Annotated in this window: 27 protein-coding genes and 1 pseudogene; 22 read left to right on the plus strand and 6 right to left on the minus strand. The window is 71.9% G+C overall.

The window, feature by feature from the left end:
- Nucleotides 1–31 precede the first annotated feature (31 nt).
- Nucleotides 32–1762 (minus strand): chitinase, encoded by a 1731-nt coding sequence (locus tag SVTN_RS24295; protein WP_099055226.1) that lies wholly within the window; start codon nt 1760–1762, stop codon nt 32–34.
- Between the two features lie 338 nt (nt 1763–2100).
- Between SVTN_RS24295 and SVTN_RS24300 the strand changes: the two genes are divergently transcribed.
- From SVTN_RS24300 to SVTN_RS24335, 9 genes are all read left to right on the plus strand, one after another.
- On the plus strand, nt 2101–3033 hold the full coding sequence (locus SVTN_RS24300; protein ID WP_245727618.1) for a hypothetical protein: 933 nt from the start codon (nt 2101–2103) through the stop codon (nt 3031–3033).
- Nucleotides 3034–3097: 64 nt separating this feature from the next.
- Nucleotides 3098–3808 carry a Flp pilus assembly protein CpaB gene (gene cpaB / locus SVTN_RS24305; RefSeq protein WP_041131006.1) on the plus strand — a complete coding sequence of 237 codons (711 nt, stop codon included), beginning with the start codon at nt 3098–3100 and terminating at the stop codon, nt 3806–3808.
- A 6-nt stretch (nt 3809–3814) separates the two neighbouring features.
- On the plus strand, nt 3815–5068 hold the full coding sequence (locus SVTN_RS24310; protein ID WP_041131007.1) for a CpaE/TadZ family protein: 1254 nt from the start codon (nt 3815–3817) through the stop codon (nt 5066–5068).
- Nucleotides 5069–5071: 3 nt separating this feature from the next.
- Nucleotides 5072–5440: a TadE/TadG family type IV pilus assembly protein gene (locus tag SVTN_RS24315; protein ID WP_041131008.1), complete on the plus strand. Its 369-nt coding sequence runs from the start codon at nt 5072–5074 to the stop codon at nt 5438–5440.
- Complete coding sequence (locus tag SVTN_RS24320; RefSeq protein ID WP_041131009.1) at nt 5437–5823, plus strand: TadE/TadG family type IV pilus assembly protein; 387 nt, start codon at nt 5437–5439, stop codon at nt 5821–5823. Before SVTN_RS24315 ends, SVTN_RS24320 begins: the two co-directional genes overlap by 4 nt.
- The gene (locus SVTN_RS24325; RefSeq protein ID WP_041131010.1) at nt 5820–7166 is read left to right on the plus strand and encodes a TadA family conjugal transfer-associated ATPase; all 1347 of its coding nucleotides are present in this window, start codon (nt 5820–5822) and stop codon (nt 7164–7166) included. The genes SVTN_RS24320 and SVTN_RS24325 overlap by 4 nt, the downstream gene beginning before the upstream one ends.
- Nucleotides 7166–7339: a hypothetical protein gene (locus SVTN_RS44375; RefSeq protein WP_159026495.1), complete on the plus strand. Its 174-nt coding sequence runs from the start codon at nt 7166–7168 to the stop codon at nt 7337–7339. Before SVTN_RS24325 ends, SVTN_RS44375 begins: the two co-directional genes overlap by 1 nt.
- Nucleotides 7340–7382: 43 nt before the next feature.
- Nucleotides 7383–8330, plus strand: coding sequence for a type II secretion system F family protein (locus SVTN_RS24330; RefSeq protein WP_041131011.1), 948 nt, complete (start codon nt 7383–7385; stop codon nt 8328–8330).
- A 14-nt stretch (nt 8331–8344) separates the two neighbouring features.
- Nucleotides 8345–9235: a DUF5936 domain-containing protein gene (locus SVTN_RS24335; RefSeq protein ID WP_041131012.1), complete on the plus strand. Its 891-nt coding sequence runs from the start codon at nt 8345–8347 to the stop codon at nt 9233–9235.
- Nucleotides 9236–9297: 62 nt separating this feature from the next.
- Here SVTN_RS24335 and SVTN_RS45130 read toward each other — a convergent pair whose 3' ends face one another.
- Both SVTN_RS45130 and SVTN_RS24345 read right to left on the minus strand, forming a co-directional pair.
- Entirely contained in the window at nt 9298–9447 is a 150-nt protein-coding gene (locus SVTN_RS45130) for a hypothetical protein (protein WP_218922736.1), read from the minus strand.
- Between the two features lie 155 nt (nt 9448–9602).
- Nucleotides 9603–9950 carry a hypothetical protein gene (locus SVTN_RS24345; RefSeq protein ID WP_041131013.1) on the minus strand — a complete coding sequence of 116 codons (348 nt, stop codon included), beginning with the start codon at nt 9948–9950 and terminating at the stop codon, nt 9603–9605.
- 167 nt (nt 9951–10117) lie between these two features.
- On the opposite strand from SVTN_RS24345, the gene SVTN_RS24350 reads away from it, so the two are divergent.
- The 7 genes and pseudogenes from SVTN_RS24350 to SVTN_RS24370 all read left to right on the plus strand — a co-directional run bounded on the left by SVTN_RS24350 (nt 10118) and on the right by SVTN_RS24370 (nt 12855).
- Nucleotides 10118–10375: a GntR family transcriptional regulator gene (locus SVTN_RS24350; RefSeq protein WP_245727620.1), complete on the plus strand. Its 258-nt coding sequence runs from the start codon at nt 10118–10120 to the stop codon at nt 10373–10375.
- 131 nt (nt 10376–10506) lie between these two features.
- Entirely contained in the window at nt 10507–10671 is a 165-nt protein-coding gene (locus SVTN_RS44380; protein ID WP_159026496.1) for a hypothetical protein, read from the plus strand.
- Nucleotides 10672–10767: 96 nt separating this feature from the next.
- Nucleotides 10768–10980 carry a Flp family type IVb pilin gene (locus tag SVTN_RS24360; RefSeq protein ID WP_174518283.1) on the plus strand — a complete coding sequence of 71 codons (213 nt, stop codon included), beginning with the start codon at nt 10768–10770 and terminating at the stop codon, nt 10978–10980.
- Nucleotides 10926–11138: pseudogene (locus SVTN_RS46400) on the plus strand (pilus assembly protein TadG-related protein); the annotation flags it as partial. The gene SVTN_RS24360 and the pseudogene SVTN_RS46400, both read left to right, overlap by 55 nt.
- 87 nt (nt 11139–11225) lie before the next feature.
- Complete coding sequence (locus tag SVTN_RS46405) at nt 11226–11621, plus strand: hypothetical protein (RefSeq protein ID WP_342669716.1); 396 nt, start codon at nt 11226–11228, stop codon at nt 11619–11621.
- A 28-nt stretch (nt 11622–11649) separates the two neighbouring features.
- Nucleotides 11650–12234: a hypothetical protein gene (locus SVTN_RS24365; protein ID WP_041131015.1), complete on the plus strand. Its 585-nt coding sequence runs from the start codon at nt 11650–11652 to the stop codon at nt 12232–12234.
- Between the two features lie 9 nt (nt 12235–12243).
- Nucleotides 12244–12855: an OmpA family protein gene (locus SVTN_RS24370; protein ID WP_041131016.1), complete on the plus strand. Its 612-nt coding sequence runs from the start codon at nt 12244–12246 to the stop codon at nt 12853–12855.
- Nucleotides 12856–13121: 266 nt separating this feature from the next.
- On the opposite strand, the gene SVTN_RS44385 is transcribed toward SVTN_RS24370, so the two are convergent.
- Nucleotides 13122–14189, minus strand: a complete 1068-nt coding sequence (locus tag SVTN_RS44385; protein WP_159026497.1) for a hypothetical protein — start codon at nt 14187–14189, stop codon at nt 13122–13124.
- 754 nt (nt 14190–14943) lie between these two features.
- On the opposite strand from SVTN_RS44385, the gene SVTN_RS24380 reads away from it, so the two are divergent.
- Together SVTN_RS24380 and SVTN_RS46220 are read left to right on the plus strand one after the other, a co-directional pair.
- On the plus strand, nt 14944–15585 hold the full coding sequence (locus tag SVTN_RS24380; RefSeq protein WP_041131017.1) for a hypothetical protein: 642 nt from the start codon (nt 14944–14946) through the stop codon (nt 15583–15585).
- Between the two features lie 62 nt (nt 15586–15647).
- Nucleotides 15648–15773, plus strand: coding sequence for a hypothetical protein (locus SVTN_RS46220; protein WP_281192482.1), 126 nt, complete (start codon nt 15648–15650; stop codon nt 15771–15773).
- Nucleotides 15774–16114: 341 nt separating this feature from the next.
- Here SVTN_RS46220 and SVTN_RS24390 read toward each other — a convergent pair whose 3' ends face one another.
- A complete protein-coding gene (locus SVTN_RS24390; RefSeq protein ID WP_041131018.1) occupies nt 16115–17035 on the minus strand; it encodes a hypothetical protein in 921 nt (306 codons plus the stop codon).
- 122 nt (nt 17036–17157) lie between these two features.
- Here SVTN_RS24390 and SVTN_RS24395 point away from each other — a divergent pair, with 122 nt between their 5' ends.
- Both SVTN_RS24395 and SVTN_RS24400 read left to right on the plus strand, forming a co-directional pair.
- Nucleotides 17158–17544 carry a DUF7674 family protein gene (locus SVTN_RS24395; RefSeq protein WP_052499285.1) on the plus strand — a complete coding sequence of 129 codons (387 nt, stop codon included), beginning with the start codon at nt 17158–17160 and terminating at the stop codon, nt 17542–17544.
- Nucleotides 17545–17575: 31 nt separating this feature from the next.
- A complete protein-coding gene (locus SVTN_RS24400; RefSeq protein ID WP_052499286.1) occupies nt 17576–18730 on the plus strand; it encodes a hypothetical protein in 1155 nt (384 codons plus the stop codon).
- A gap of 36 nt (nt 18731–18766) precedes the next feature.
- Here SVTN_RS24400 and SVTN_RS24405 read toward each other — a convergent pair whose 3' ends face one another.
- Entirely contained in the window at nt 18767–19123 is a 357-nt protein-coding gene (locus SVTN_RS24405; RefSeq protein WP_041134209.1) for a DUF192 domain-containing protein, read from the minus strand.
- Nucleotides 19124–19163: 40 nt separating this feature from the next.
- Between SVTN_RS24405 and SVTN_RS24410 the strand changes: the two genes are divergently transcribed.
- Both SVTN_RS24410 and SVTN_RS24415 read left to right on the plus strand, forming a co-directional pair.
- Nucleotides 19164–19901 carry a prepilin peptidase gene (locus SVTN_RS24410; protein WP_041131019.1) on the plus strand — a complete coding sequence of 246 codons (738 nt, stop codon included), beginning with the start codon at nt 19164–19166 and terminating at the stop codon, nt 19899–19901.
- A 25-nt stretch (nt 19902–19926) separates the two neighbouring features.
- Nucleotides 19927–21405, plus strand: a complete 1479-nt coding sequence (locus tag SVTN_RS24415; protein ID WP_041131020.1) for a DUF2079 domain-containing protein — start codon at nt 19927–19929, stop codon at nt 21403–21405.
- The last annotated feature ends 58 nt before the right edge of the window (nt 21406–21463 follow it).

Below are 21463 nucleotides of genomic sequence, written 5' to 3' on the forward strand. Positions count from 1 at the left end.
CGGCGGCGCTGCGCGGGCCTCCGGGGTGCCGCTACGGCAGGCCGTGCACCTTCGGGCCCACCGCGTTCGACCAGGCGTTGCCGGCCGTCGCGTCCCAGTTGGTCGACCAGGTCATGGCGCCGCGCAGCGACGGCCAGGTCTGGGCCGGCTTGAAGGTGCCGCAGCCGGTGCCCTTGGTGAGGCAGTCGAGCGCGTTGTTCACGACCTGCGGGTCGACGTAGCCGCTGCCCGCGCCCCGCGTGGAGGCGGGGACGCCCAGGCCGACCTGCGACGGGTCGAGGCCGCCCTGGAGCTGGATGCAGGCGAGCGCGGTGAGGAAGTCCACCGAGCCCTGGCTGTAGACCTTGCCGTCGCAGCCGAGCATCGAACCGCTGTTGTAGTACTGGGTGTTGACCACCGTGAGGATGTCCTTCACGGCGAGCGCGGTTTTGAAGTACTCCGAGCTCGTGTTCTGCATGTCGATGGTCTGCGGGGCCATCGTCAGGACCAGGGAGGAGCCCGCCTTGGCGGAGAGCTGGCGCAGCGCCTTGGTGAGGTACGTGGCGTTGACGCCGTGCTCCAGGTCGATGTCGATCCCGTTGAAGCCGTACTCCTGCATCAGGGCGTACGCGCTGTCGGCGAAGGCGGTGGCGGTGGCGTCACTGTTGATGGTGACGTTGCCCTTCTCGCCGCCGACCGAGAGGATCACGGACTTCCCGGCGGCCTTCTTGGCCGCGACGTCGGCCTTGAAGTCGGCGGTGGAGGCGTAGCCGACGGCCGGGTCGAGGTTGAAGGCGATCTGGCCGGGCGTGGCCGTCGAGTCGGCGAACGAGACGGCGATGATGTCGTACGCGGCCTGGACGTCCCGCAGCTTCTGCTTCGCGGCGCCGTTGTCGAAGTTCTGCCAGTAGCCGGTGACGGCGTGCTTGGGCACGGCCGGGCCGGGGCCCGGGTCGGTGGCCTTGGCCGTACGGGCGGACACGGCGGCGGACTTCGCGGACTCGCCCGCGGAGTTCGTCGCGGAGACCTGGAACTGGTACGCGGTGTCGGCGGTGAGCCCGGTGACGGTGGTCGACGTGCCGGTGACCGTCTGCGGGTTGGCGCCGTCCCGGTACACCTTGTAGGCGGTGGCGCCGCTGACCGCGCCCCAGCTGAGGGCGACGGAGCTGCTGGTGACCGTGCCGGCGGCGAGGCCGGCCGGGGTGGCCGGGGCGGTCGGGGCGGGGTCCTGGCCGCCGCCCCCGTCGGGCCCGAAGACGCTCACGTCGTCGACGAGGTAGGGGGAGGTGCCGTACCAGCCGTGGGTCCAGATCTGCACGGACGTGGTGGACGCGCCGGTGGTGAAGGTGGTGGTGAGCTGCTTCCAGGAGGGGCTGTCGGGAGTCCAGGTGGAGACGTCGGTGGTTCCGGTGCCGGTGGCGCCGAGGTAGGCGTAGCCGCCCTGGACCCAGGCGCTCAGCGTGTACGTCGAGTTGGGTTTCACGGCCACGGTCTGCGCGCACTGGGCGTAGTCGAGACCGGCCGGGGTGGCCTTGAGCGCGCCGGTCCCGGTGTGGACGGGCGAGGAGACGGCGGCGCCGCTCCCGGCGGAACAGGACCAGTTGGTGAGGCCGTTCTCGAACCCGGCGTTCTTGGCGACGTTGACGTCGGCCGCCTGTGCGGTGCCGGCTCCGCCGACGAGGACGAGCCCGGAGCCGACGGCGAGCGCGAGGGCTCCGCCGAGCAGACGGCGTCCGTCCGTGCGGCGTCCGTGCGGACGGGTGGTGGTGCGGTCCACGTGCATCCTCCGGTGGGGGAGTTGGGGATGTGGAGGTGCCGTACGTCGTCGTACGGAGGGGGTGGGGAGGTGGTGCGGACGGTGGCCACCGCTGTCGCAACAAGTTGGTCCAGACCAATCGCGTTGTCAATACCCCTGGCACCGAACGGCGTTCGGCCGGACCCCGGGCACTGCGACGGCGGAGGTCGCGATAAATGGCGGCAGCTTGGCGGATTGTGTGTTCACCACCCCACGGGACGTGGATAAGGTGCAGAGACGGCGACACCCTGCGGTGACGCCGCGAACGCGGTAGGTGATCCGCGGCCCCCGGGGCACCGGAGGCCGGAGGGGACGGGGGGTCCGACGTGTCGACAGCGATCGCCGTCACCAGCGCCGACCTGGTGCTGCCACCGACCGACCCCGGGACCCCGCAGGCCGCCCTGCTCCCGCCCCCCGAGAGCCGGTCGCTCGACGCCTCCCTCGCCGACATGCAGCAACTCCTCGCCCGGTACGGACACGTGGTCGTCGTCTGCCCCACCGCCGCACCGGCCGCCGTCGAACACCGCCTGCACGCCGTCCGCGCCCTCCTGGAGAGCGACCGGATCGCCCTGGTCAGGACCGACCTGCCGCCCCTCGGCGCGGCCGTCCTCGTCCGCCAGCTGCGGCAGCTCGCCGGCTGCGACTTCAGCCCCGGAGTCCTCGCCTCCGCCGCCCGGCTGCTCGCCCACTACATCTACGCCGGCGCCGTCCTCGGCTCCGTCTCCCGGCTCGACCGCGTCCCCGTCAGCCTCGGCTCCCACCTCAAGGGCTGGCTCCCCGGCGCCCACTTCGCCGTCCTCGCCGGACCGACGCCGCAGATCGTGCGGCTCGGTGGAGGGGAAGGGCACCTTTCCGGACCGGAGTTCGCCACCGAACTCCTCCTCGCCCGCGGCCAGCTCCAGACCGACTGGCCGACCAGCACCCTCGTACCCCGGTGGCGGATCCCCGGACCCGTGCACGAGGCGCCGCTGCCCGCGTCCTCGCCCGGCTGGTGGGGCACCGGCAAGCTCGTCGAGTTCGCCGCGTACCTGCCCGACCTGCCCGTCCTCTACCAGCTCGTCGCCTCGGTACGCCGCGAGACCTGCCACTGGTGCGGGATGGAACTCATCGGCGACCGCTGCGGCTTCTGCGCCGCCCCACTGGCCCCACCAGCCCCTCCGGACCCGGGGACCCGCGCGCTCGGGCCCGGCGCGCAGGCGGGCGCGCACGCCCGCGCCCTCGGCCCCGGCGTCCGCTCGGCCCGCGCCGCACTGCCGTGAGCGGTCCCGCGCACCGCCACTGCTCCTGCCACCGCCCCACGTCTCCGACCGAGGAAGTACGGCCATGAACTCCCGCCAGCGCCGCGGCGTGATCCTGCTGCTGCTCTCCGTCCTGTGCGCCCTCGGCGCGTTCGCCGGTGTCCTCGCCGTCATCAGCGACGTGAACTCCAAGGTCGGCCCGGAGACCACCGCGTACCGGGTCAAGGAGGACGTGGCGCCCTACAAGGCCTTGAGCGCGAACCAGTTCGAGAAGATCTCCATGCCGAAACGCTGGCTCTCCGAGACCGCCGTCACCGACCTCCGCCAGATCGAGGGCAGGATCGCCGTCAACAGACTCAAGGCCGGCTCCCTCCTCCAGACCGACATGATCGTCGAGCGCCCCCAGCTCCGTCCGGGAGAGCAGGAGATCGCGATCATGGTCGACGCCGCCGCCGGCGTCGCCGGCAAGATCAACCCCGGCGCCACCGTCAACATCTACGCGACCTTCGCCGGCGAGAAGAAGGGCGACCCCGACCAGTCCCGGCTGATCGTCACCGGCGCCCGCGTCCTCGACGTCGGCCAGCTCACCCCGGTCTCCGCCCGCTCCGACCGCGGGGACCGCGCCACCTCCGCCGTCCCCATCACCTTCGCGCTCTCCACCCTCGACACCCAGCGCGTCGCGTACGCCGAGTCCTTCGCCGAGCACGTACGCCTCGCCCTCGTCGCCCCGTCCACGGCCGGCTCCCCGGCCACCCCGGGCGGCGACCGCACCTACACGCTCGACAAGGACAAGTGAGGCCGGATGACCACCAGGATCCTGCCGGCCGTCGGCGACCCCGATGCGGCCCGGTCCGTCAGTACGCTGCTCAGCCAGCTCCCCGACGCCGAACCCGCCCAGCCGGTCACCGACTCCACCCAGCTCGTCGACACCCTCGCGCGGCTCGCCGCCGCCTCCCTCGACGAACTCCCCGAGGTCGTCCTCGTCCACGAGCGCATCGGGCCCGTTCCTGCGCTCGAACTCGTCCGCGAGGTCGCCCTCCGCTTCCCCGCCGTCGGCGTCGTCCTCATCACCGCCGACGCCAGCCCCGTCCTCTTCTCCGCCGCCATGGACTCCGGCGCCCGGGGCCTCGTCACCCTCCCCCTCGGCTACGAGGAACTCGCCAGCCGCGTCCAGGCCGCCGCCCAGTGGTCCCTGGGCGTCCGCCGCCACCTCGGCGCGGGAGCCGAGCAGTTCGCCACCGGCCCCGGCGGCACCGTCGTCACCGTCAGCGGCGCCAAGGGCGGCGTCGGCACCACCGTCACCGCCGTCCACCTCGCCCTCGCCGCCCGCGCCTCCGGACGCAGCGTCGCCCTCGTCGACATGGACCTCCAGAGCGGCGACATCGCCTCGTACCTCGACGTCCAGTTCCGCCGCTCCGTCGCCGACCTCGCGTCGATCGCTGACATCTCGCCGCGCGTCCTCCAGGACGCCGTGTACGTCCACGAGACCGGCCTCTCGCTGCTCCTCGCCCCGGCGGAGGGCGAACGCGGCGAGGAGGTCACCGACCGCGCCGCCCGGCAGGTCGTCAGCGCCCTGCGCGGCCGCCACGAGGTCGTCGTCCTCGACTGCGGCTCCCGGCTCGACAGCGCCAACGCCGCCGCGATCGAGATGGCCGACACGGCGCTCCTCGTCACCACCCCGGACGTGGTCGCGGTCCGCGCCGCCAAACGGACCGTACGGATGTGGGAACGGCTCCAGGTCCGCAAGGCCGAGGAGACCGTCACCCTCGTCAACCGCCACCACCGCACCAGCGAGATCCAGCCGCCCCTCGTCCAGAAGATCACCGGCACGCGGATGGCGGGCGTCGCCGTCCCGGCCAACTTCAAGGAACTCGCGGCGGTCGTCGACGCCGGCCGCCTCCACGAACTCGACGCCAAGTCGACGGTGAAGCAGGCGCTGTGGTCGCTGGCGGGGGAACTGGGCCTGGTCCAGGCCGCCGGCCAGCCCGGCAAGGAGCTCGCCCGCGCGGCGGACCGGGGCTCGCTCGGACTGCGGCGGCGCGGGGGAGTGCGCTGAGGCATGCGGACGTACCGGGACGACGACAGGGGGCAGGTGGCGGTGGAGTTCCTGGGCATGGTGCCGCTGATCCTGCTGACGCTGGCGCTGCTGTGGCAGGTCGTTCTGGTGGGGTACACGTACACGCTTGCGGGGAACGCGGCGGATGAGGCGGCGCGGGCGGCGGCTGTGGGTGACGACTGTCAGGAGGCCGGGCTGCGGCACGTGGACGGGGCCTGGCGGGACGGGGCCGAGGTGAGCTGCCCACCGGGCGACGGGATGGTGACCGCGGTGGTCAGTCTCCAGGTACCGGCCCTGGTCCCCGGTGTGGGAGGTCTCTTCCGGGTGGACGGCAAGGCGGCCGCCGTGGATGAGAAGGGCGCCACGCCATGAGAAACGACCGGCGGAGGCGGCGGCGCGACCGGGGGCAGGCCGCCATCGAGTACCTCGGTTTCCTCCCCCTCCTGCTCATCGTCGGACTCGCCGGCCTTCAGCTCGGCGTCGCCGCGTACGCCGCCCAGCAGGCGGGCACGGCGGCGCGGGCGGCCGCTCGGGCGGCGAGCAGCGACGCGGAGGACGCGCCCGACGCCACGGCGGCCGGCTACGCGGCCGCCAGCTGGGCCACCGATGTCAACGTCATCCCCAGCGGGGACGAGGTCGTCGCCACCGTCACCGTACGCATTCCCCAGGTCGTCCCCTTCTGGAGCTTCGACGACATCAAGAAGACCGCCACCATGCCGATGCCCGAGACGCCCGACGAGGAGGACCTGCCATGAGCCTGCGCGCCCGGATCAACGCCCCCGAGGACAAGGGCGGCAGCGCGGCCGCCAGGGAGGACGGCCACCTCGTCGCCGCCTTCCGGGCCAAGCTCCTGGAGGAGATCGATCTCACCGAGATGTCCGCGCTCGCGGCGGCGGAGCGGCGGGCCCGTCTGGAGCGCGTCCTCGGCCACATCATCAGCCGCGAGGGCCCGGTCCTCTCCACCGCCGAGCGGTCCCAGCTGATCCGCCGGGTCGTCGACGAGGCCCTCGGGCTCGGCGTACTCGAACCGCTCCTCGAAGACGCCTCCATTACGGAGATCATGGTCAACGGCCCCGACCAGATCTTCATCGAGCGCGGCGGCCGCGTCGAACTGCTCCCGCTCCGTTTCGCCTCCCACGAGCAGCTGATGCAGACGATCGAGCGGATCGTGTCGACGGTCAACCGGCGCGTGGACGAGTCGAATCCGATGGTCGACGCCCGGCTCCCCTCCGGCGAGCGCGTCAACGTCATCATCCCGCCGCTCTCGCTCACCGGGGCGACCCTCACCATCCGCCGCTTCCCCCGCGCGTACACGCTCCACGAGATGATCGGCCTCGGCTCGCTCGACGAGCAGATGCTGCTCCTGCTCTCAGGGCTGGTTCAAGCCAAGTTCAACCTGATCGTCTCCGGCGCCACGGGCACCGGGAAGACGACCCTCCTCAACGCCCTCTCGGGTCTCGTCCCGGACGGCGAGCGGATCATCACCATCGAGGACTCGGCCGAACTCCAGCTCCAGCAGTCCCACGTGATCCGCCTGGAGGCCCGCCCGCCGAACATCGAGGGCCGCGGGGCCATCTCCATCCGCGACCTCGTCCGCAACTCCCTGCGCATGCGCCCCGACCGCATCATCGTCGGCGAGGTCCGCGGCGGCGAGACGCTCGACATGCTCCAGGCCATGTCCACCGGCCACGACGGGTCCCTCGCGACCGTCCACGCGAACTCGGCCGAGGACGCCCTGATGCGCCTCCAGACCCTCGCCTCCATGTCGGAGGTGAAGGTGCCGTTCGAGGCGCTGAGGGACCAGATCAACAGCGCGGTGGACGTACTCGTCCAGCTCACCCGGCACCCGGACGGCACCCGCCGCATCACCGAGATCTCCGTCCTCGCCTCGCACGGCCGGGAAAGGTTCCTGCTGGCCACGGTCTGCCGCTTCGAGGCGCAGCCGATCGCGGCCGACGGGCGGGTGTACGGGCGGTTCACGTACCACCCGCTGCCCCGGCGCGTCGCCGAACGCCTCTACCTGGCGGGGCAGCCGATCCCGCAGGCGTTCGGCGTGGCGGCGACGGACGCCCACCTGGCCACCCGAGAGGCGGAATGATGACCGACGCGCGCACAGCGACGACCGACGACCGCACGGCGATGACCGGCGGCCGCACGGCGATGACCGGCGGCTGTACGGCGATGACCGGCGACCCCACGTGGCGACCGGGAAGCGGAGCGATGACGGCCGACGGCTCGACCGACCCGACCTGGCGACCGGGGGAGCGGTGATGACGCCCCACGCCCCCACCACCCGGCGACGCGAGGCGCGGCGATGATGACGGACCCCTTCTGGCTGACGGCCGGCGTGACGCTGCTCGCCTGTGTGCTCGGCGTCGTCGGCGTCCAGACGTACGCGAGCGGGGCCCGCCGCCACGCCGCGCTCGTCGCCCGCCTCGACGAGAGAGGTGATCCGGAGGCCGTGACCGGCCGCCGCAGGCGCCGCTTCCGGGGCGTGGACCGCCGCGTACGGAAGACGGCCCTGGGCCGGAAGCTGGAGCTGCGGATCGCGGCGACGGGCCTCGACATCACGCCCGGCGAGTTCACGGTGGCGCTCGCGGCGACCGTGGCGGTCCTCTGGGTCGTGGGGCAGGCGGCGCTGTCGCCGTTCTTCGGTCCGATCTGCGGACTCCTCGGCATCTGGGTCGCGGTCGGCTTCCTCAACTGGCAGCGTCAGAAGCGCATCGAGCGGTTCATCAACCAACTCCCGGAACTCTCCCGCATCCTGGCAAACGCCACCCAGGCCGGCCTGGCCCTCCGCATGGCCCTGAGCCTGGCGGCCGACGAGCTGGAGGCCCCGGCGGGAGACGAACTGGAGAAGGTGGCACAGCAGTTGGCGGTCGGCACCTCCCTCGACGACGCCCTCGGGGAGCTCGCCGAACGCCTCCCCTCCCGCGAACTCGTCGTCCTCGTCACGACCCTCGTCCTCGCCAACCGGGCCGGCGGCACCGTCGTCTCCTCCCTGCGGAACCTCACCGAGACCCTGGAGGAGCGCAAGGAGACCCGGCGCGAGGTCCGCACCCAGCTCTCGCAGGTGAGCATGACGGCGTACTCCGTCCCGGTCATCGGCGTCGGCTCGCTCCTGCTCATCGACAACATGCAGCCGGGCGCCCTCGACCGCATGACCAGCTCGGGCATCGGACAGTTCGCTGTCATCGCTGCGTTCGCCCTGTACGTGGTGGGCTTCGCCGTCATCCGCCGCTTCTCGAAGATCGACGTGTAGGGACGAAAGCCGAAGTGGACCTCCTCCTAGCCCTCCTGGCAGGCCTGGCAGTCGCGGGCATGGCGTACGGCCTGCGCCTGTACCGCGCCGACGCGAAGCTCCCGGACGACCTCAAACTGGCCCTGGAGGTCGGCGCGACCCGTACGGGAGCGGTCGACTCGGCGGTGGACCGCCTGGGCATGCGCTGGTCGCCGGCCGTCCTCCGCCTGATGGGCCCGAAGCGCGTCAACGCCGTCCGCCGCCGCATCGACCTGGCGGGCAACCCGGGCGGCCTGACGATCGACCGGTACGGGGCGAGAAGGGCGGTGTACGGCTTCCTGGGCGGCCTCGGCGGCCTGGTGATGATCAGCAAGGGCTCGTACGTGACGGCGCTGCTGCTGCTTGCCTTCGGGGCGTTCTGGACGGAGGTCGGGATCTGGTCGGCGGTCCGCATCCGCAAGGACCAGATCGAGCGGACCCTCCCGGACTTCCTGGACGTCCTGGCGGTCGTGGTCAGCGCGGGCCTGGGCTTCCGGCAGGCCCTGGAACGGGTGGCGGAGAAGTACGAGGGCCCCTGGGCCGACGAACTCCGCATCACGCTGAGGCAGATGGACATGGGCGTGAGCAGGAGGCAGGCCTTCGACGAACTGCGGCGCCGCAACGACTCGGAGCAGGTGGCGCAGTTCGTCACGGCCCTTCAGCAGGGGGAGGAGCTGGGAGCCCCGATCGTGGACACGCTGATACAGATCGCCAACGACATGCGGCGGACAGACGCCCAGAACGCCCGCCGGAAGGCGGCGAAGGCGGTCCCGAAGGCGACGATGGTGATCACGACGCTGATGGTCCCGGCGACGATGATCCTGCTGGGCGCGGGCCTGTTCCTGGGCACGGGGACGGACTTCGGGGTGGTGACGGGCGGCGAGTGAGGGCCTGAGGCCACGGACGACGACGGCTCAGGACCGCCGTTGTCCGCGGCACCCCTACGGCATCACCGGCGTCGGTCCCGGTCGTTGAACAGATCGAGCACGTCCGGCACGGGCGGGTAGTACGAGGCGCACTCCGGGCAGGCGTAGACGTTGAAACCGGGTCCGGAACTCTGGTGCACCTCGGAGACGACGACGGGGTCCCTGGTGATCACGCCACAGCGCACACACATCCGCACGGGCCGCCGCGCCTCCGTCACGGTGAACGGGTCACGGTGCTCGCCCTCGTGCCCGGCGGGAAGCACGCACGGCGGACGGTGAGACCCAGGCCCGGGAGGCCGAGCCCCGCACGGCTCCGAACCGGCAGTCATCACGCCACCCCCAGCCCGTACAGGTCCCGGATGTCGAGGTCGATGCCGAAGTCCGCCGCGAGCACCATCGCGAGCCGCCGCTGCCGCTGCCGGGCCCGCTCCTGCCGCTGCTCGTCCGCGAGCAGGTAGGGCCGGACGAGGGCTGACGCGTGGCCGTCGAGGGGGACGTCGCTCCCGTACGGCGAACGCGGGGCGGGTGGCGCGGGGGCGGGTGCCGGAGCTGGGGCCGGGCGGAGCGATGGTTGGTGGGTTGCCCACTGCGGGGTACGGGCCCGATGCCGGCCGCCGCGCCGCGTACCGAACACCAGCCTCACCCACAAGAAGAGGGCGCGGATAAGGTCTGTCATGTCGACCTGCTTCCTTCAGGTTGGCCGTGCCCCGGGAGTGTTACCGCACTCGCCGGGGTCTTTCGTGTGCGCAGCGTAGCCGATGTCGAAAGCGGCCGACAGTGGACGGCAGTGGTTGACAGTTGTCGACGATGCGCGAACGTTGTCGGACGCTTATGTTCGATTGCGTGACAGAGCAGATCAATCCCGGTGCCGCCGCCTACCACTACGAACAGCTCGCAAAGATTCTTGAGGGCAAGATCAGGAGCGGGGAGTTCCCGGCGGGGACGCGCCTGCCCGGCGAGTTGATCCTTTCGCAGGAGTACGGAGTCGGCTCCAACACCGTCCGTCGAGCCCTCGACATCCTGCGCGAGCGGGAGCTGATCGTGACGGTGCGCGCGAGGGGCTCCTTCGTCACCGAGCAGCTGCCCGAGGCCGGCGACTGACGTACGGGCGTCCACTCCGCCCCGCGGGGATGGCGGCAACTGTCTCAATCTCACCTCAGGTTGAGGATCCTGCTTCGCGCGCGCAACCGCATGTGACAGAGTGCGGACCGAGTGTGAGAGGGGTGGGTGTGATGGACCTGATCGACACGGGCCTGAACAACCGGCAGGTCGCCGCGACTTGTCCCATCGCCGAGAAGCCGGCCAAGCGCCACATCGGCCGCGCCTTCGCCGAACTCCACCCCCACACATACGCCGAGGACATAGCCTCCTTGCTGGGCACCAGGCCCACCCGATGACCGGGGCCCGTACCGGGGCCCACGGGCCCTGTCCGCCGACCCGCCCGTCGGCGTACCGTGCCCATGCGCAGGCGTCTGAACGCGGAGGGGACCACGATGAACGACGCGATGCTGAAGGCCCTGACCAAGACCAAGGTCGCACTGGCGACCCGCATGAGCCGCGGGGACCGCGGCCAGACGGCGGTGGAGTACCTGGGGATCATCGTGGTGGTGGTGGCGATTGTGGTGGCGATCACCGGCACGGACATCGGTACATCGATCATGAACGCGATTCGCCAGAAGATCTCCGACCTCACAGGTGGCTCGTAGGCACGCTTCGAGGTCAGGGCGAAGCGGGGCAGGCGTTCCCCGTCTACATCGCGGTCATTGCTGGGCTCCTGTTTCTGGCGTTCGCCTACTTCTTGGTGGGGCAGGCTGCTCTAACGCGGAACAGCGCCCAGACCGCTGCAGACGCAGCAGCTCTCGCAGCGGCTCAGGATGCCCGAGAGCAGCTGCGAGACGGCTGGATTGAAGTGATCCTCGATCCGGGGCAGTGGAACAGGTTCCTTCAGGGCGTGGCGGACCCCGACGAAGGCTCGGCGTGTCAGCAGGCAGAGGAGTTTGCGGCGCGAAATGAGGCTGTGGTCACAAACCTCGGATGCGTGTCTCTTGCTACCGAGGACCGCGGCTTCAGGGTGACTGTACGTACGACGGGTCGAGAGGCGACTGCGTCTGCTGAAGCTGTACTCGAGCCGCGTTGCACCTTCGACCCGCCGAAGCCCACCCCAGATCCGTCGGAGCCCACCCCGGATCCGACGCCCACGAGCCCCGATGAGGGTGAAGGAGAGCCTGACGACGAGCCACCTGTCGTTGACCTCGTGTGTGGTGGAAAGTCGTGGGTGATCGATCCTGAAAGCACGAGCCTCCTCCCCAGTGCCGCAGATCTCTTCAGAGTCCGACTGTCGAACTGACCCGCGACGAGCAAAGGAAGCCCGCTTCATGAACGCGCGCTACACAAGGAAGACCCGCAGAGGGGTGGTCGCCGTCGCGATCGCGTCCGTGGCACTCTTCGCGACCGGGTGCGGCGCCGAGGAGAAGCCCAGCGAGAACAAGCCGGCCTCAACGAGTGCCGCGCCGCGGCAGGGAGCACCAGCCACCCAGGGCTCGCAAGAGGCTGAGGAGCCGACAGAGACGCTGGCTGTCGTTAAGGGACAGAAGGGCGTGGAGCTTTCGATCCATTCTGCTGAGCGTGATGCGGGTGGCTTCCTCACAATCAAGGGACAGCTGACGAATTCCTCTGACTCTTCGGTCCTCCTGCCCGTGGAGATGAGAGGGGACGAGACGGAAGTCATCAAGCATGGCTTGACATTGGGCGGAGCAACTCTCGTCGACTCTGTGGGTAAGAAGCGGTACTACGTGCTGCGTGACACAGACGGACGGCCCTTGACCACCACGGGGCTCGACAGTATCGGGCCCGGCAAGTCCACCGACGTCTTCATGCAATTCCCCGCACCCCCCGCCTCCACCACCGAGGTCTCGTTCCAACTCCCCACCTTCGAACCCGCCACCCTCAAGCTCTCCTGAGGCGACGCCATGACGACGACGACAAACCGCCGCCTCGCCGCCCTCGTGCTCGTGTGCGTGGCCCTGGGGCCGCTCGCCGTGCCCGTTGCGTACGCCGATGACGCGCCCGGGCCCGCCGGCACCTCCTCGCCCGCACCCGTCATCGACCCGAACTCCCCGGGGCTGATGCTCCCCGACGGCGCCACCCTCGCCCCCGCCAAGGTCCTCGACATCAAGCAGATCGTCGAGGAGGAGGGCGGGCAACAACGGCGCCAGGACACCAACGTGGACGTGACGTTCGCGCTGCAGGCCGAGGTGCTGTTCCCGAAGAACAGCGCCAAACTCTCGCCCGCCGCCAACGCCCGTATCGCCGCCATCGCCGCCGAGATCAACAAGATGGGGTCCGGACGCGTCCGGGTCTTCGGGTTCACGGACAACCTCGGGACGTACGAGCACGGGCTCAAGCTGTCCAAGGAGCGGGCCGTGGCCGTGCAGCAGGTGTTGGCGCGGGCCCTCGACCCGGGGACGACGTTCGACATCCGTGGGTACAGCGAGGACTACCCGATCGCCGACAACGGCACCGAGGAGGGCCGGAAGAAGAACCGGCGCGTCGAGATCTCCTTCCCCCGCACCACGCACTGAGGGCGGGGCGCGGGCACAGGAGGCCGGTCCGCGACTTCCTCGCGGACCGGCCTCCTGCGACGTGGGAATGATCCGAGGGCCGCGGTGGCGACCACCGCGCCGGTGGCGTACGTGCGGGCGTACGGATCGGCGTTGCGCTCCAGGCCGGCGTCTCGCCGACCGGTAGTGCTTCGAGCCGTGACACGTACCGGCGGAACCGGGGCGGTCCGGGCGGCATACGCCCGGACCGCCCCGCTCACCTCACCGCACGGTACGAAGCAACGCCCTCAGGGCGTGTTCAGGCCGAGGTTCTGCGTGGTGGTGTTGGTGGCTCCGGGGCTCTTGAGGTTGTTGTTGATGCTGATGTTGTTGAACATCGGGAGGATGCCGCTGAGGTTGATGGGCAGGATCGACCCCGACCCGTTGCCTCCGCCGTTGTTCCCGCCGGCCTGTTCGTAGGTGATGGTCACCGAGGCCGGGCCGGTGGCGGGTCCGGAGGTACCGCCCGCCGGGACGCGGTTGGAGCCGCCACCGCCGCCACCGGGCCCGTAGGTCCCATCGGCCTGGATCAAGTTGCAGCCGCCGCCACCGCCGCCACCGAACCAGCCGGCTCCGCCGCCTCCGCCGGAGAAGGGGCCGCCGCCGTTGCCGCCGGTACCGCCGGCGCCGGGAGTCCCGGGTGTGCTGGTCACGGGGCCGACGTTGGCGCACGCGGCTCCACCCGCGCCGGGGGCCGTCTGGGTTCCCCCGCCTCCCCCTCCGCCGCCGTTGGGCCTGCTGCCACCGGTCTGACCGGTGACTCCCGCGTTCCCGCCGGTCTCCTCGGGGGTGGGGTACAAGTCGACGCCGGCCCCTCCGCCTCCTCCGCCGCCCGCGACGATCAGCCGGGGGTCGGTGGAGCTGACGCCGGTGAGGAAACAGCTGGGGCTGGTGGAGTCGCAGGTACGCACGTCGCTGGCTCCGCCACCGGCGCCGCCCTCATGGAAGGAGCTGCCCGATGCGCCTCCGCCCGTGTCGACGTTGACGTAGAGGGTGGTGGTGCCCGACGGCACGTTGACGGTGCCGGTGACGGTGGAGCCCGCACCGCCCACTCCTCCGTACTGACCGTTCTGCCCTGCGGCGCCGGTGGCGGTGATGGTCAGTTGGGTGATGCCGGACGGGACGGTGAAAGGCTGGTTGGCGCCGGGGGTGAAGGTGACGCTCACGGGCGCTGCCTCGGCGGGCGTGGCCAGGGGTACCACCAAGGCCGCCGGCAGTGCCGCCGCGGCGAGCATGACGGCGCTGCGCCGGACCGGCTGCCGCAGCCGTTGGGCGCCACGTCGTGGGGATACCGCGTATTGCTTGGTCAGTCTCACGCTCGGGACTCCTTGACCAGGGATGCCGACTGGGAGGGATATGTGGTCCCCGCCTGGGACCGCCCGACGATCAAGCCACATCAGACCGGCGCCGGGCATGCGGACACACCGCCGCGTCATACCCGGATGAATAGTCCGCAAGTCGGAGAAAACGGCTGTGTGGCTGGGGCGGGAGGCATTGCCGACACACGTCGGCAGTGCGGTCGGCTCCGAGAGCGTCACCGCGCCACCGGCTCCCGAAGCAGGGACGACGCGCCCCGCCGGTGGCTGCCGTAGGGCGGGGCGTGGTGCGGAAGGTGCCGCTGTCGCTGAGCTGCCGGTGGACCCGGCGAGGGGTCCGGTCGGGCCGGAGCGGAGGCCCGTTCGGGCCGGGTGCGTCGGCAGGTCTGTCAGCCGGCGATCCTGGCGTACTGGTACGAGGTCCGGCCGTTCTCGTCCCCGTGGCGCCGCCGTTCTCGTCCCCGTGGTGCCGGCGGCCGACCAGGACCTCATTGGGCCGTCCGTGCGGACCCGGATGTGTCGGTCGCGGCGGAAGCGCACGTGACGGCCACTATGGCGGAGGCCGTCCGTGCCGGACCGACACGCATCAACTCGCGGGAGACGTGATGCCCTGCCGTCCCGACCGACATGAGCCCGCGGCCGGCGGGCGTGCGAACCGGACGTGGTCGCTGCGCGGTCTCGGCGTGCGGGCGGCCGGAGCCTCCCTCTCCGGGCGGCGCGGCGGATCGGCGCCCCGGAAGGCGGGACGCTCAGCATGCAGCGGACCCTCGCCCGGGCGGGGATCGACACCTTCGCTCCGAGCCTGCTCGGCTACGGCCACTCGACGCGGTTCCGGAACGGACTCGACGACCCGGGCAACGCGAGCCTCAGGCCGTACCTCCCGGACGGCTCCTGCCCGTACCCCGAGGGCTGCGACCGCAGTCACCTCCCCTTCTTCCGCCTCGACCAGCAGGGGACGCTCCTGCTGAACAATCCGCTCGACGGGCAGCACGTCGGCCGGACGCTGTACGCGGCGAACCCGGTGCTTCCCGACAGCGCCGCCGTCATCGCGAAGGTGAACCGGGCCGTGTTCGCGGAGTCGATCTTCGGCACGCCGACGGAGGAGACGACACCGTCGGCGGGCTTCAGCACCCGGTCGGACGGCGACGCGACCTGGGCGATGGCCCCGGAACGGGACGCCGTCTGCACCGGCCACGTGGTCCCGGGCAGCCGGGACCAGTTGTGGACGCAGCTGATGGAGGAGGACCGCCTCGGCAGCACGTGGGGAGGGGACCGCGCGAACCCGACCGGCGTCAGCCGTGCGCCGACCTTCTCCAGCTACGGCTGGAACGCCACGGTCGCGCAGAACGGCCGGTTCACCGTCGACGCGAGCGGCGTGGCCGTCCCCTCACCCTGACGTTCGCGCCCTCGCCGCAGGAGGGGCGGTTCGCCTCGGCAAGGGCCGCAGCCGCCGTCGTCGTGTCCGGCGCGAACCTGCACGACAGCCTCGCCCTCAAACCGCTCATCCGCGGCATGCCCGCCGTCCGGTCCCGCCGGGGAACACGGCGGCACCGGCACGCCGAACTCCGCGCGGACAAGGCGTAGTTACCCTCTCGGGCCCACTATCCGGCCTGCTGGCAGTATGGGCTTTGTCGCATCGGGGGAGGAGCGCGTCCAGGACGGAGTCCACACGCGGGCCGGGTTGCACAAGGAGACCGAATACAAGCTTGTCGTTGTGTGTGCGGGAAGCGGAGAGGTGGAAGTCTCCTTCATGCCTCCTGCAGGCACGGCATCCAAGGTCATTCCTTGCGATCAGTCCATGGCGTATGTGCGCTTCCCGGGCTCACCCGACCTGCTCGTCAATGTGACAGGAAGGGCAGGGGCAACGGGCATGATCGCCTGGCGAGTCAACAGACTCTGACAACGGCACCCCGGTGACACGACGTTCACAGGCTCAGCGCCGCCAGGATCGTCCCCGTCATCCGGTCCGGGTGGTGGAAGATCTCCCTCGCCGTGAAGCGCAGGACGCGGCGGACCTCCGGGCAGGACTGGAGGGCGTTGAAGCGGGCGACGTCGCGTTCGTGGGCGCGGCGGGTGCCGTGGAAGGCGTAGCCCTCGATCTCCACCGCCAGGCCCGCCGCCCGGAACAGGAAGTCCGGGCGCAGGGGCCGGCCGTTCGCCGTGAGGAGGGTCGGTTGGCATTCGGGGACCAGGCCCGTGTCGCCCATCCGCAGCCGGGCCACCGTCTCCGCCGGGGAGCCCGACGCCGGTTCCGTCAGGCGCAGCCAGGTGCGGGCGCGGGGCCCGCCCGGTCGGGGTGCGGCGAGTTCGGCGACCAGCTCCTCGTACCGGACGACGGCTTCCCGCCGCACGCCCCCGACCGCCCGGCGCGCGAGTGCCGAGTCCGCGACGACCACCGCCTCCTCCCGGGTCGCCGAAGTCCGTATCAGGTCGCCGACCGTCCGCGCCGGGGTCGTCGTCCGCAGCCCGCGTCGGTTCGACCAGTCCCGGGACGTCAGGAACGTCGTGCCGTGGATCCGTAGGTGCAGGCCGAGCGCCGAGCGGGTCGGTGCCGGGGCCGTGAAATCCAGTCGGCTGTCCGCGTCCGCCGCTCCCAGTCGCTCGATGCGATGCAGTCGCGCCGCCGTCCCGTGGCTGCACACCAGTTCCGGGCGCAGGAACTGGAGGGCCGTCGCCCTCAGCCGCCAGTCCACCTCCCTCCCCGGGGCCGCCCACGCGCCCCGGCAGATCCGCTGCCAGCCGTCGCGGCGCAGCCGTCCGGCCAGCCGGCCCGGCGCCCAGCCCGCCGCGACCGCCCAGACCGTCAGGAGGACCCCGCCCCTGGCGAGGATCGCCAACTCGTACATACGCCCAACGATTCACGAAAGAGGGACACTTCGCACCCCCTGTGGAAAACCAGGCGAAAGACGTCGCCAGGAAAGCGTAAATCCGGCGGGACAACCCCCTTCGGCAGGAGCATTCTGGACAGATGACGGCGAGCCCGAGCGCGACTCCCCACCCGGCCCCCAGCGTGCAACTGGTCAGTGACCTCGTCACCCGGATCCCCGAGTTCCGGAGGACGTACGAGACCCACGTCTTCCATCAGGGCGGCGTCCTGCCGCACGTCTTCTTCTGGGACGTCGTCCAGGACACCGTCCGGTCCTTCCTGGGGGAAGCCCCCGACGCCGCCGACTGGCGCCGCACGCTCGACTTCCTGGAGGAGCAGAGCGCGCGTGGCGTCCTCGGCATCGACGAGGTCATCGTCACCTCCTTCCTCGGCGACCTGCCCTCGCCGCAGGAGCCCGGGCACGCCATCGTCGAGCAGCTCGGTCCCGTCATGGCCGCGAAGTTCGTCCGCATAAGGCCCCTCGGGTGATCGCAAAGGGCTCCTCGGGATAATCGGGCGCATGCCCCTGACCAGGCCCGACCGTCCCGACCGAACCGACCGGACCGACCGACCCGACCGGACCGACCGACCCCACCGCCCCACCCTCGCCGCCCTCGGCGGGTACGCCGCCACCCGGCTCGTCGGGCTCATCGTCCTCGCCATCGCGGCCGGCGCCACCGGGAAGGACGGGCTGCACCGGCTCGACGGGCGCTGGGACTCCGTCTGGTACGTGCGGATCGCCGAGCACGGATACGGGTACCAGGTCACCCTGCCGAACGGTGACGTCCACTCCGACCTCGCCTTCTTCCCGCTCCTTCCCGCCCTGGAGCGCGGCCTCTCCGCCGTCCTCCCCGTCGACGCCGCCACCGCCGGGCTCCTCGTCTCCTGGACCGCCGGCCTCGCCGCCGCCTGGGGCATCGCGAAGTGCGGCGCCCATGTCGCCGGGCCACGCGCGGGCGTGCTCCTCGCCGTTCTCTGGGGCGTGTACCCGACCGCCTTCGTGCAGTCCATGGCCTACACCGAGACGCTGTTCACCGCCCTCGCCGCCTGGTCGCTGTACGCGGTGCTCCGCGGGCGCTGGGTCCTCGCCGGTGTCCTGTGCGCGGCCGCCGGGCTCACCCGGCCGACGGCCGCCGCGCTGATCGCCGCCCTCGGCATCACGGCCCTCGCCACCCTCGTACGGGAACGGCGGCTGTCCCTGCGGACGGTGGCCGGGGTGCTCATCGCCCCGCTGGGCTGGCTCGCGTATGTCGCTTATGTGGGCGTTCGCCAAGGGAGCCCGACCGCCTACTTCGAGGTCCAGGCCGCCTGGGGGAACTCCATCGACTTCGGGGTCGCCCTCGCCACGTTCATCGCGGGCCTGCCGTGGCCCGCCGCCCTCGGGCTCTGCGCGGCGCTCGCGCTGCTCGGCTGGCTGATCGCGCTGTGCGTGCGGCAGCGCCAGCCGCTGCCACTGCTCGTCTACACGATCGGCGTCGTGTTCGTCTCGCTCGTCGGCGCCGCCTACTTCGGCTCCCGGCCGCGCCTGATGATGCCCGCCTTCGGGCTGCTCCTTCCGCCCGCCGTGGCCCTCGCGCGCGTGCGGACCCGTACCGCCGTGCCCGTCCTCGCCGGGCTCGCCCTCGCCTCCGGTGTGTACGGGGCGTTCACCCTGCTCGGTTCGGGGCCCCCGTGACCTGTCCGTAGGACACGCGCACGCGTGCCCCGGGTGTCAGTCGCCTGTGAGGTCCACGCGCACGCGTACCCCCTTCCTCAGCCCCCACCCTTCCATCGCCCCCGCCTCCGCCTCCAGGACGTGCCGGCCGCGCGGCCGGATCATCCCGAGCCGTCCCGGGCGCATCGTGACCACGGACCGGACCGTGAACGAGCCGTCCAGATAGGCCACGTCGATCGGGAACCGCATGCCGAAGGTGTGCACGCTGTTCGTCCGGACGATCAGCATGGCCCCCGCGATGCCGTCCCGGCCGAGGAGTCCCCGTCGACGTGCCCGGTACGAGGCCGCCACCTCCAGCGGCACCTCCAGAGCGGCCACCGTCAACGTCCCCGTCCCGTCCACCCATTTCCCCATGCGCCAGACCGTAGCGGCCCAGCGCCCTAGGGTCTCGTGCGTGGACGTCACCGTGATCGTCGTCGCCGCCCTGTGGGGGGCCGCCGTCGGGCTGCTCGTGCCCCGGGCCGCGTACCGGCTCTCCGTCGAGCCCGAGGAGCCGTGGCGGGACCGCTGCCCCGCCGGGCACGTCCTCGTCGGGCCCGGGCGCGGCTGGCTCGGCGGGCCCGGGCGGCAGGCCTGCGCGACCACCGCGAGTCCGTTCCTCGCGCCGCTGCTCACCGCCCTCGTCTGCGCCGCGCTCGCCGCGGCCACCGGCGGGCCCCGGCCCGAGCTCGCGGTCTGGCTGCTCGGCGCGCCCTTCGCCGTCCTCCTCGCCTGTGTGGACGCGCGCGTGCACCGGCTTCCGGACGGCCTGACCCTGCCGCTCGCCGTCGCCGTCCCGCTGCTCCTCGGCGGCGCCGAACTCCTCCCGTACGACGCCGGATCCTGGATCCACGCGCTGCTCGGCGGGCTCGCCCTCGGCGGGGCCTATCTGGTGCTGTTCCTGATCAACCCGAGCGGGCTCGGCCTCGGCGACGTGAAGCTGGCGGTCCCGCTGGGCGCCGCGCTCGGCTGGTACGGCTGGGGCGTGCTCTTCGCCGGGGCCTTCGCGGGCTTCCTCCTCGGCGCGGTCTACGGCCTCGGCCTCGTCCTGCTGCGCCGGGCCGGCCGCTCCTCGGCGATCCCCTTCGGCCCCTTCATGCTCGGGGGCGCCCTGCTCGGCCTCCTCCTCGGCGCGTTCACCGCGATTCCCTGAAAGCCCGCCCCTAGCATCGCCGCACATGCTGACAATTGCGAGCGAAGCACCCGTAAAGGGCACGGCGTCCGCGCCCCCGACCCGCCGGCCCCCCGTTCCCTGGGTCTGGGCCGCCGGGCTCTTCCTCCTCTACGCGACCGTCGCCGTGCGCCGCCACCAGCTCCTGCGCACCACCGGCTACGACCTCGGCATCTTCGAGCAGGCCGTCCGCGCCTACGCCGAACTCCGGGCGCCCGTCGCCCCCTTGCGCGGCGAGGGCTTCAACCTCCTCGGCGACCACTTCCACCCCCTGCTCGCCGTCCTCGCCCCCCTCTACCGGCTCTGGCCCTCCCCGCTCTGCCTGCTCCTCGCCCAGTCCGCGCTGCTGGCCCTCGCCGTCGTCCCCCTCGCCCGCCGGGCCGGTGACGTCCTCGGCCCGGCGGCCGCGCACACCGTCGCCGTCGGGTACGGGCTGAGCTGGGGCATCGCCTCCGCCGCCGCCTTCGACTTCCACGAGGTCGCGCTCGCCGTCCCGCTGCTCTCCTTCTCCCTCGAAGCGCTCGCCCGGCGGCGCTGGCGGCAGGCCGTCGCCTGGGCGGCGCCGCTGCTGCTCGTCAAGGAGGACCTGGGGTTCACGCTCGCCGCCGTCGGCGCGTACATCGCGATCAAAGGCCCCCGCCGCCTCGGGCTCGGCACCGCCGCCGTCGGCGTCCTCGGCTCGCTCCTGGAGGTGAAGGTCCTGCTGCCGGCCTTCAACCCCGGCGGCGGCTACGCCCACGGCGGCAACCTCGCCGCCGCCCAGGGCTCCCTGCTCTCCACCCTCGCCCACGCCCCGCTCGACGTGCTCCGTCCCGAGGCCAAGGCGGTCACCCTGATCCTGGTCTTCGCCCCGTCCGCGCTGCTCGCGCTCCGCTCACCGCTCGCCCTGATCGCCACCCCCACCCTCGGCTGGCGGCTGCTCTCCGAGAACGGCTTCCACTGGGGCACGTCCTTCCACTACAGCGCGATCCTCATGCCGGTCGTCTTCGCCGGCCTCGTGGACGCGCTCGGGGACAAGTCCCGGCGCGAGCTGCGGGCCGTCCTCGCGACCGTCCTCGCCGTGACCGCCGTCCTGATCCCGTCCTTCCCGCTGGCCCAGCTCGCCCAGCGGGCCACCTGGCGCACCACGCCGCACATCGAGGCGGCCCGCGCGCTGCTCGCCCGCATCCCCGACGGCGCCACCGTCGCCGCCTCCAACCGGCTCGCGCCGCAGCTCACCGCGCGCTGCACGGTCGTCCTCTTCCCGACGTTCCCGGTGGGCGGCGAGCTCTACCGCTACGACGTCCCGCGCATCCCGGCGCCGACCGCCGCGTGGATCGTCCACGACGAGCGGGCGCCCGAGGCCTGGCCGTACCCCTCGGGCCACTGGCCCTATCCGATCGAGCGGCAGCGGGCCGAGCTGGAGGCCGCGACCCGGACGTACGGCTACGAGGTCGTCGCCCGGCGTGACGGCATCACGCTGCTGAGTCGGAGGACCGGCGGCTGACCAGCGGGAAACGCCCTCTTCCGTCAACGTCGTACCCCTGCGGGCCGGTCCCTCTTCG

Origin of the sequence: Streptomyces vietnamensis, from assembly GCF_000830005.1 — a bacterium.
Lineage (GTDB): Bacteria > Actinomycetota > Actinomycetes > Streptomycetales > Streptomycetaceae > Streptomyces > Streptomyces vietnamensis.

Coding starts and splice junctions, on each gene's coding strand:
- SVTN_RS24295 (WP_099055226.1), bottom strand. CDS start 1,762: ATGCACGTGGACCGCACCACCACCCGTCCGCACGGACGCCGCACGGAC.
- cpaB (WP_041131006.1), top strand. CDS start 3,098: ATGAACTCCCGCCAGCGCCGCGGCGTGATCCTGCTGCTGCTCTCCGTC.
- SVTN_RS24310 (WP_041131007.1), top strand. CDS start 3,815: ATGACCACCAGGATCCTGCCGGCCGTCGGCGACCCCGATGCGGCCCGG.
- SVTN_RS24315 (WP_041131008.1), top strand. CDS start 5,072: ATGCGGACGTACCGGGACGACGACAGGGGGCAGGTGGCGGTGGAGTTC.
- SVTN_RS24320 (WP_041131009.1), top strand. CDS start 5,437: ATGAGAAACGACCGGCGGAGGCGGCGGCGCGACCGGGGGCAGGCCGCC.
- SVTN_RS24325 (WP_041131010.1), top strand. CDS start 5,820: ATGAGCCTGCGCGCCCGGATCAACGCCCCCGAGGACAAGGGCGGCAGC.
- SVTN_RS44375 (WP_159026495.1), top strand. CDS start 7,166: ATGACCGACGCGCGCACAGCGACGACCGACGACCGCACGGCGATGACC.
- SVTN_RS24330 (WP_041131011.1), top strand. CDS start 7,383: ATGATGACGGACCCCTTCTGGCTGACGGCCGGCGTGACGCTGCTCGCC.
- SVTN_RS24345 (WP_041131013.1), bottom strand. CDS start 9,950: ATGACAGACCTTATCCGCGCCCTCTTCTTGTGGGTGAGGCTGGTGTTC.
- SVTN_RS44380 (WP_159026496.1), top strand. CDS start 10,507: ATGGACCTGATCGACACGGGCCTGAACAACCGGCAGGTCGCCGCGACT.
- SVTN_RS24360 (WP_174518283.1), top strand. CDS start 10,768: ATGAACGACGCGATGCTGAAGGCCCTGACCAAGACCAAGGTCGCACTG.
- SVTN_RS24365 (WP_041131015.1), top strand. CDS start 11,650: ATGAACGCGCGCTACACAAGGAAGACCCGCAGAGGGGTGGTCGCCGTC.
- SVTN_RS24370 (WP_041131016.1), top strand. CDS start 12,244: ATGACGACGACGACAAACCGCCGCCTCGCCGCCCTCGTGCTCGTGTGC.
- SVTN_RS24380 (WP_041131017.1), top strand. CDS start 14,944: ATGCAGCGGACCCTCGCCCGGGCGGGGATCGACACCTTCGCTCCGAGC.
- SVTN_RS24390 (WP_041131018.1), bottom strand. CDS start 17,035: ATGTACGAGTTGGCGATCCTCGCCAGGGGCGGGGTCCTCCTGACGGTC.
- SVTN_RS24395 (WP_052499285.1), top strand. CDS start 17,158: ATGACGGCGAGCCCGAGCGCGACTCCCCACCCGGCCCCCAGCGTGCAA.
- SVTN_RS24400 (WP_052499286.1), top strand. CDS start 17,576: ATGCCCCTGACCAGGCCCGACCGTCCCGACCGAACCGACCGGACCGAC.
- SVTN_RS24405 (WP_041134209.1), bottom strand. CDS start 19,123: ATGGGGAAATGGGTGGACGGGACGGGGACGTTGACGGTGGCCGCTCTG.
- SVTN_RS24415 (WP_041131020.1), top strand. CDS start 19,927: ATGCTGACAATTGCGAGCGAAGCACCCGTAAAGGGCACGGCGTCCGCG.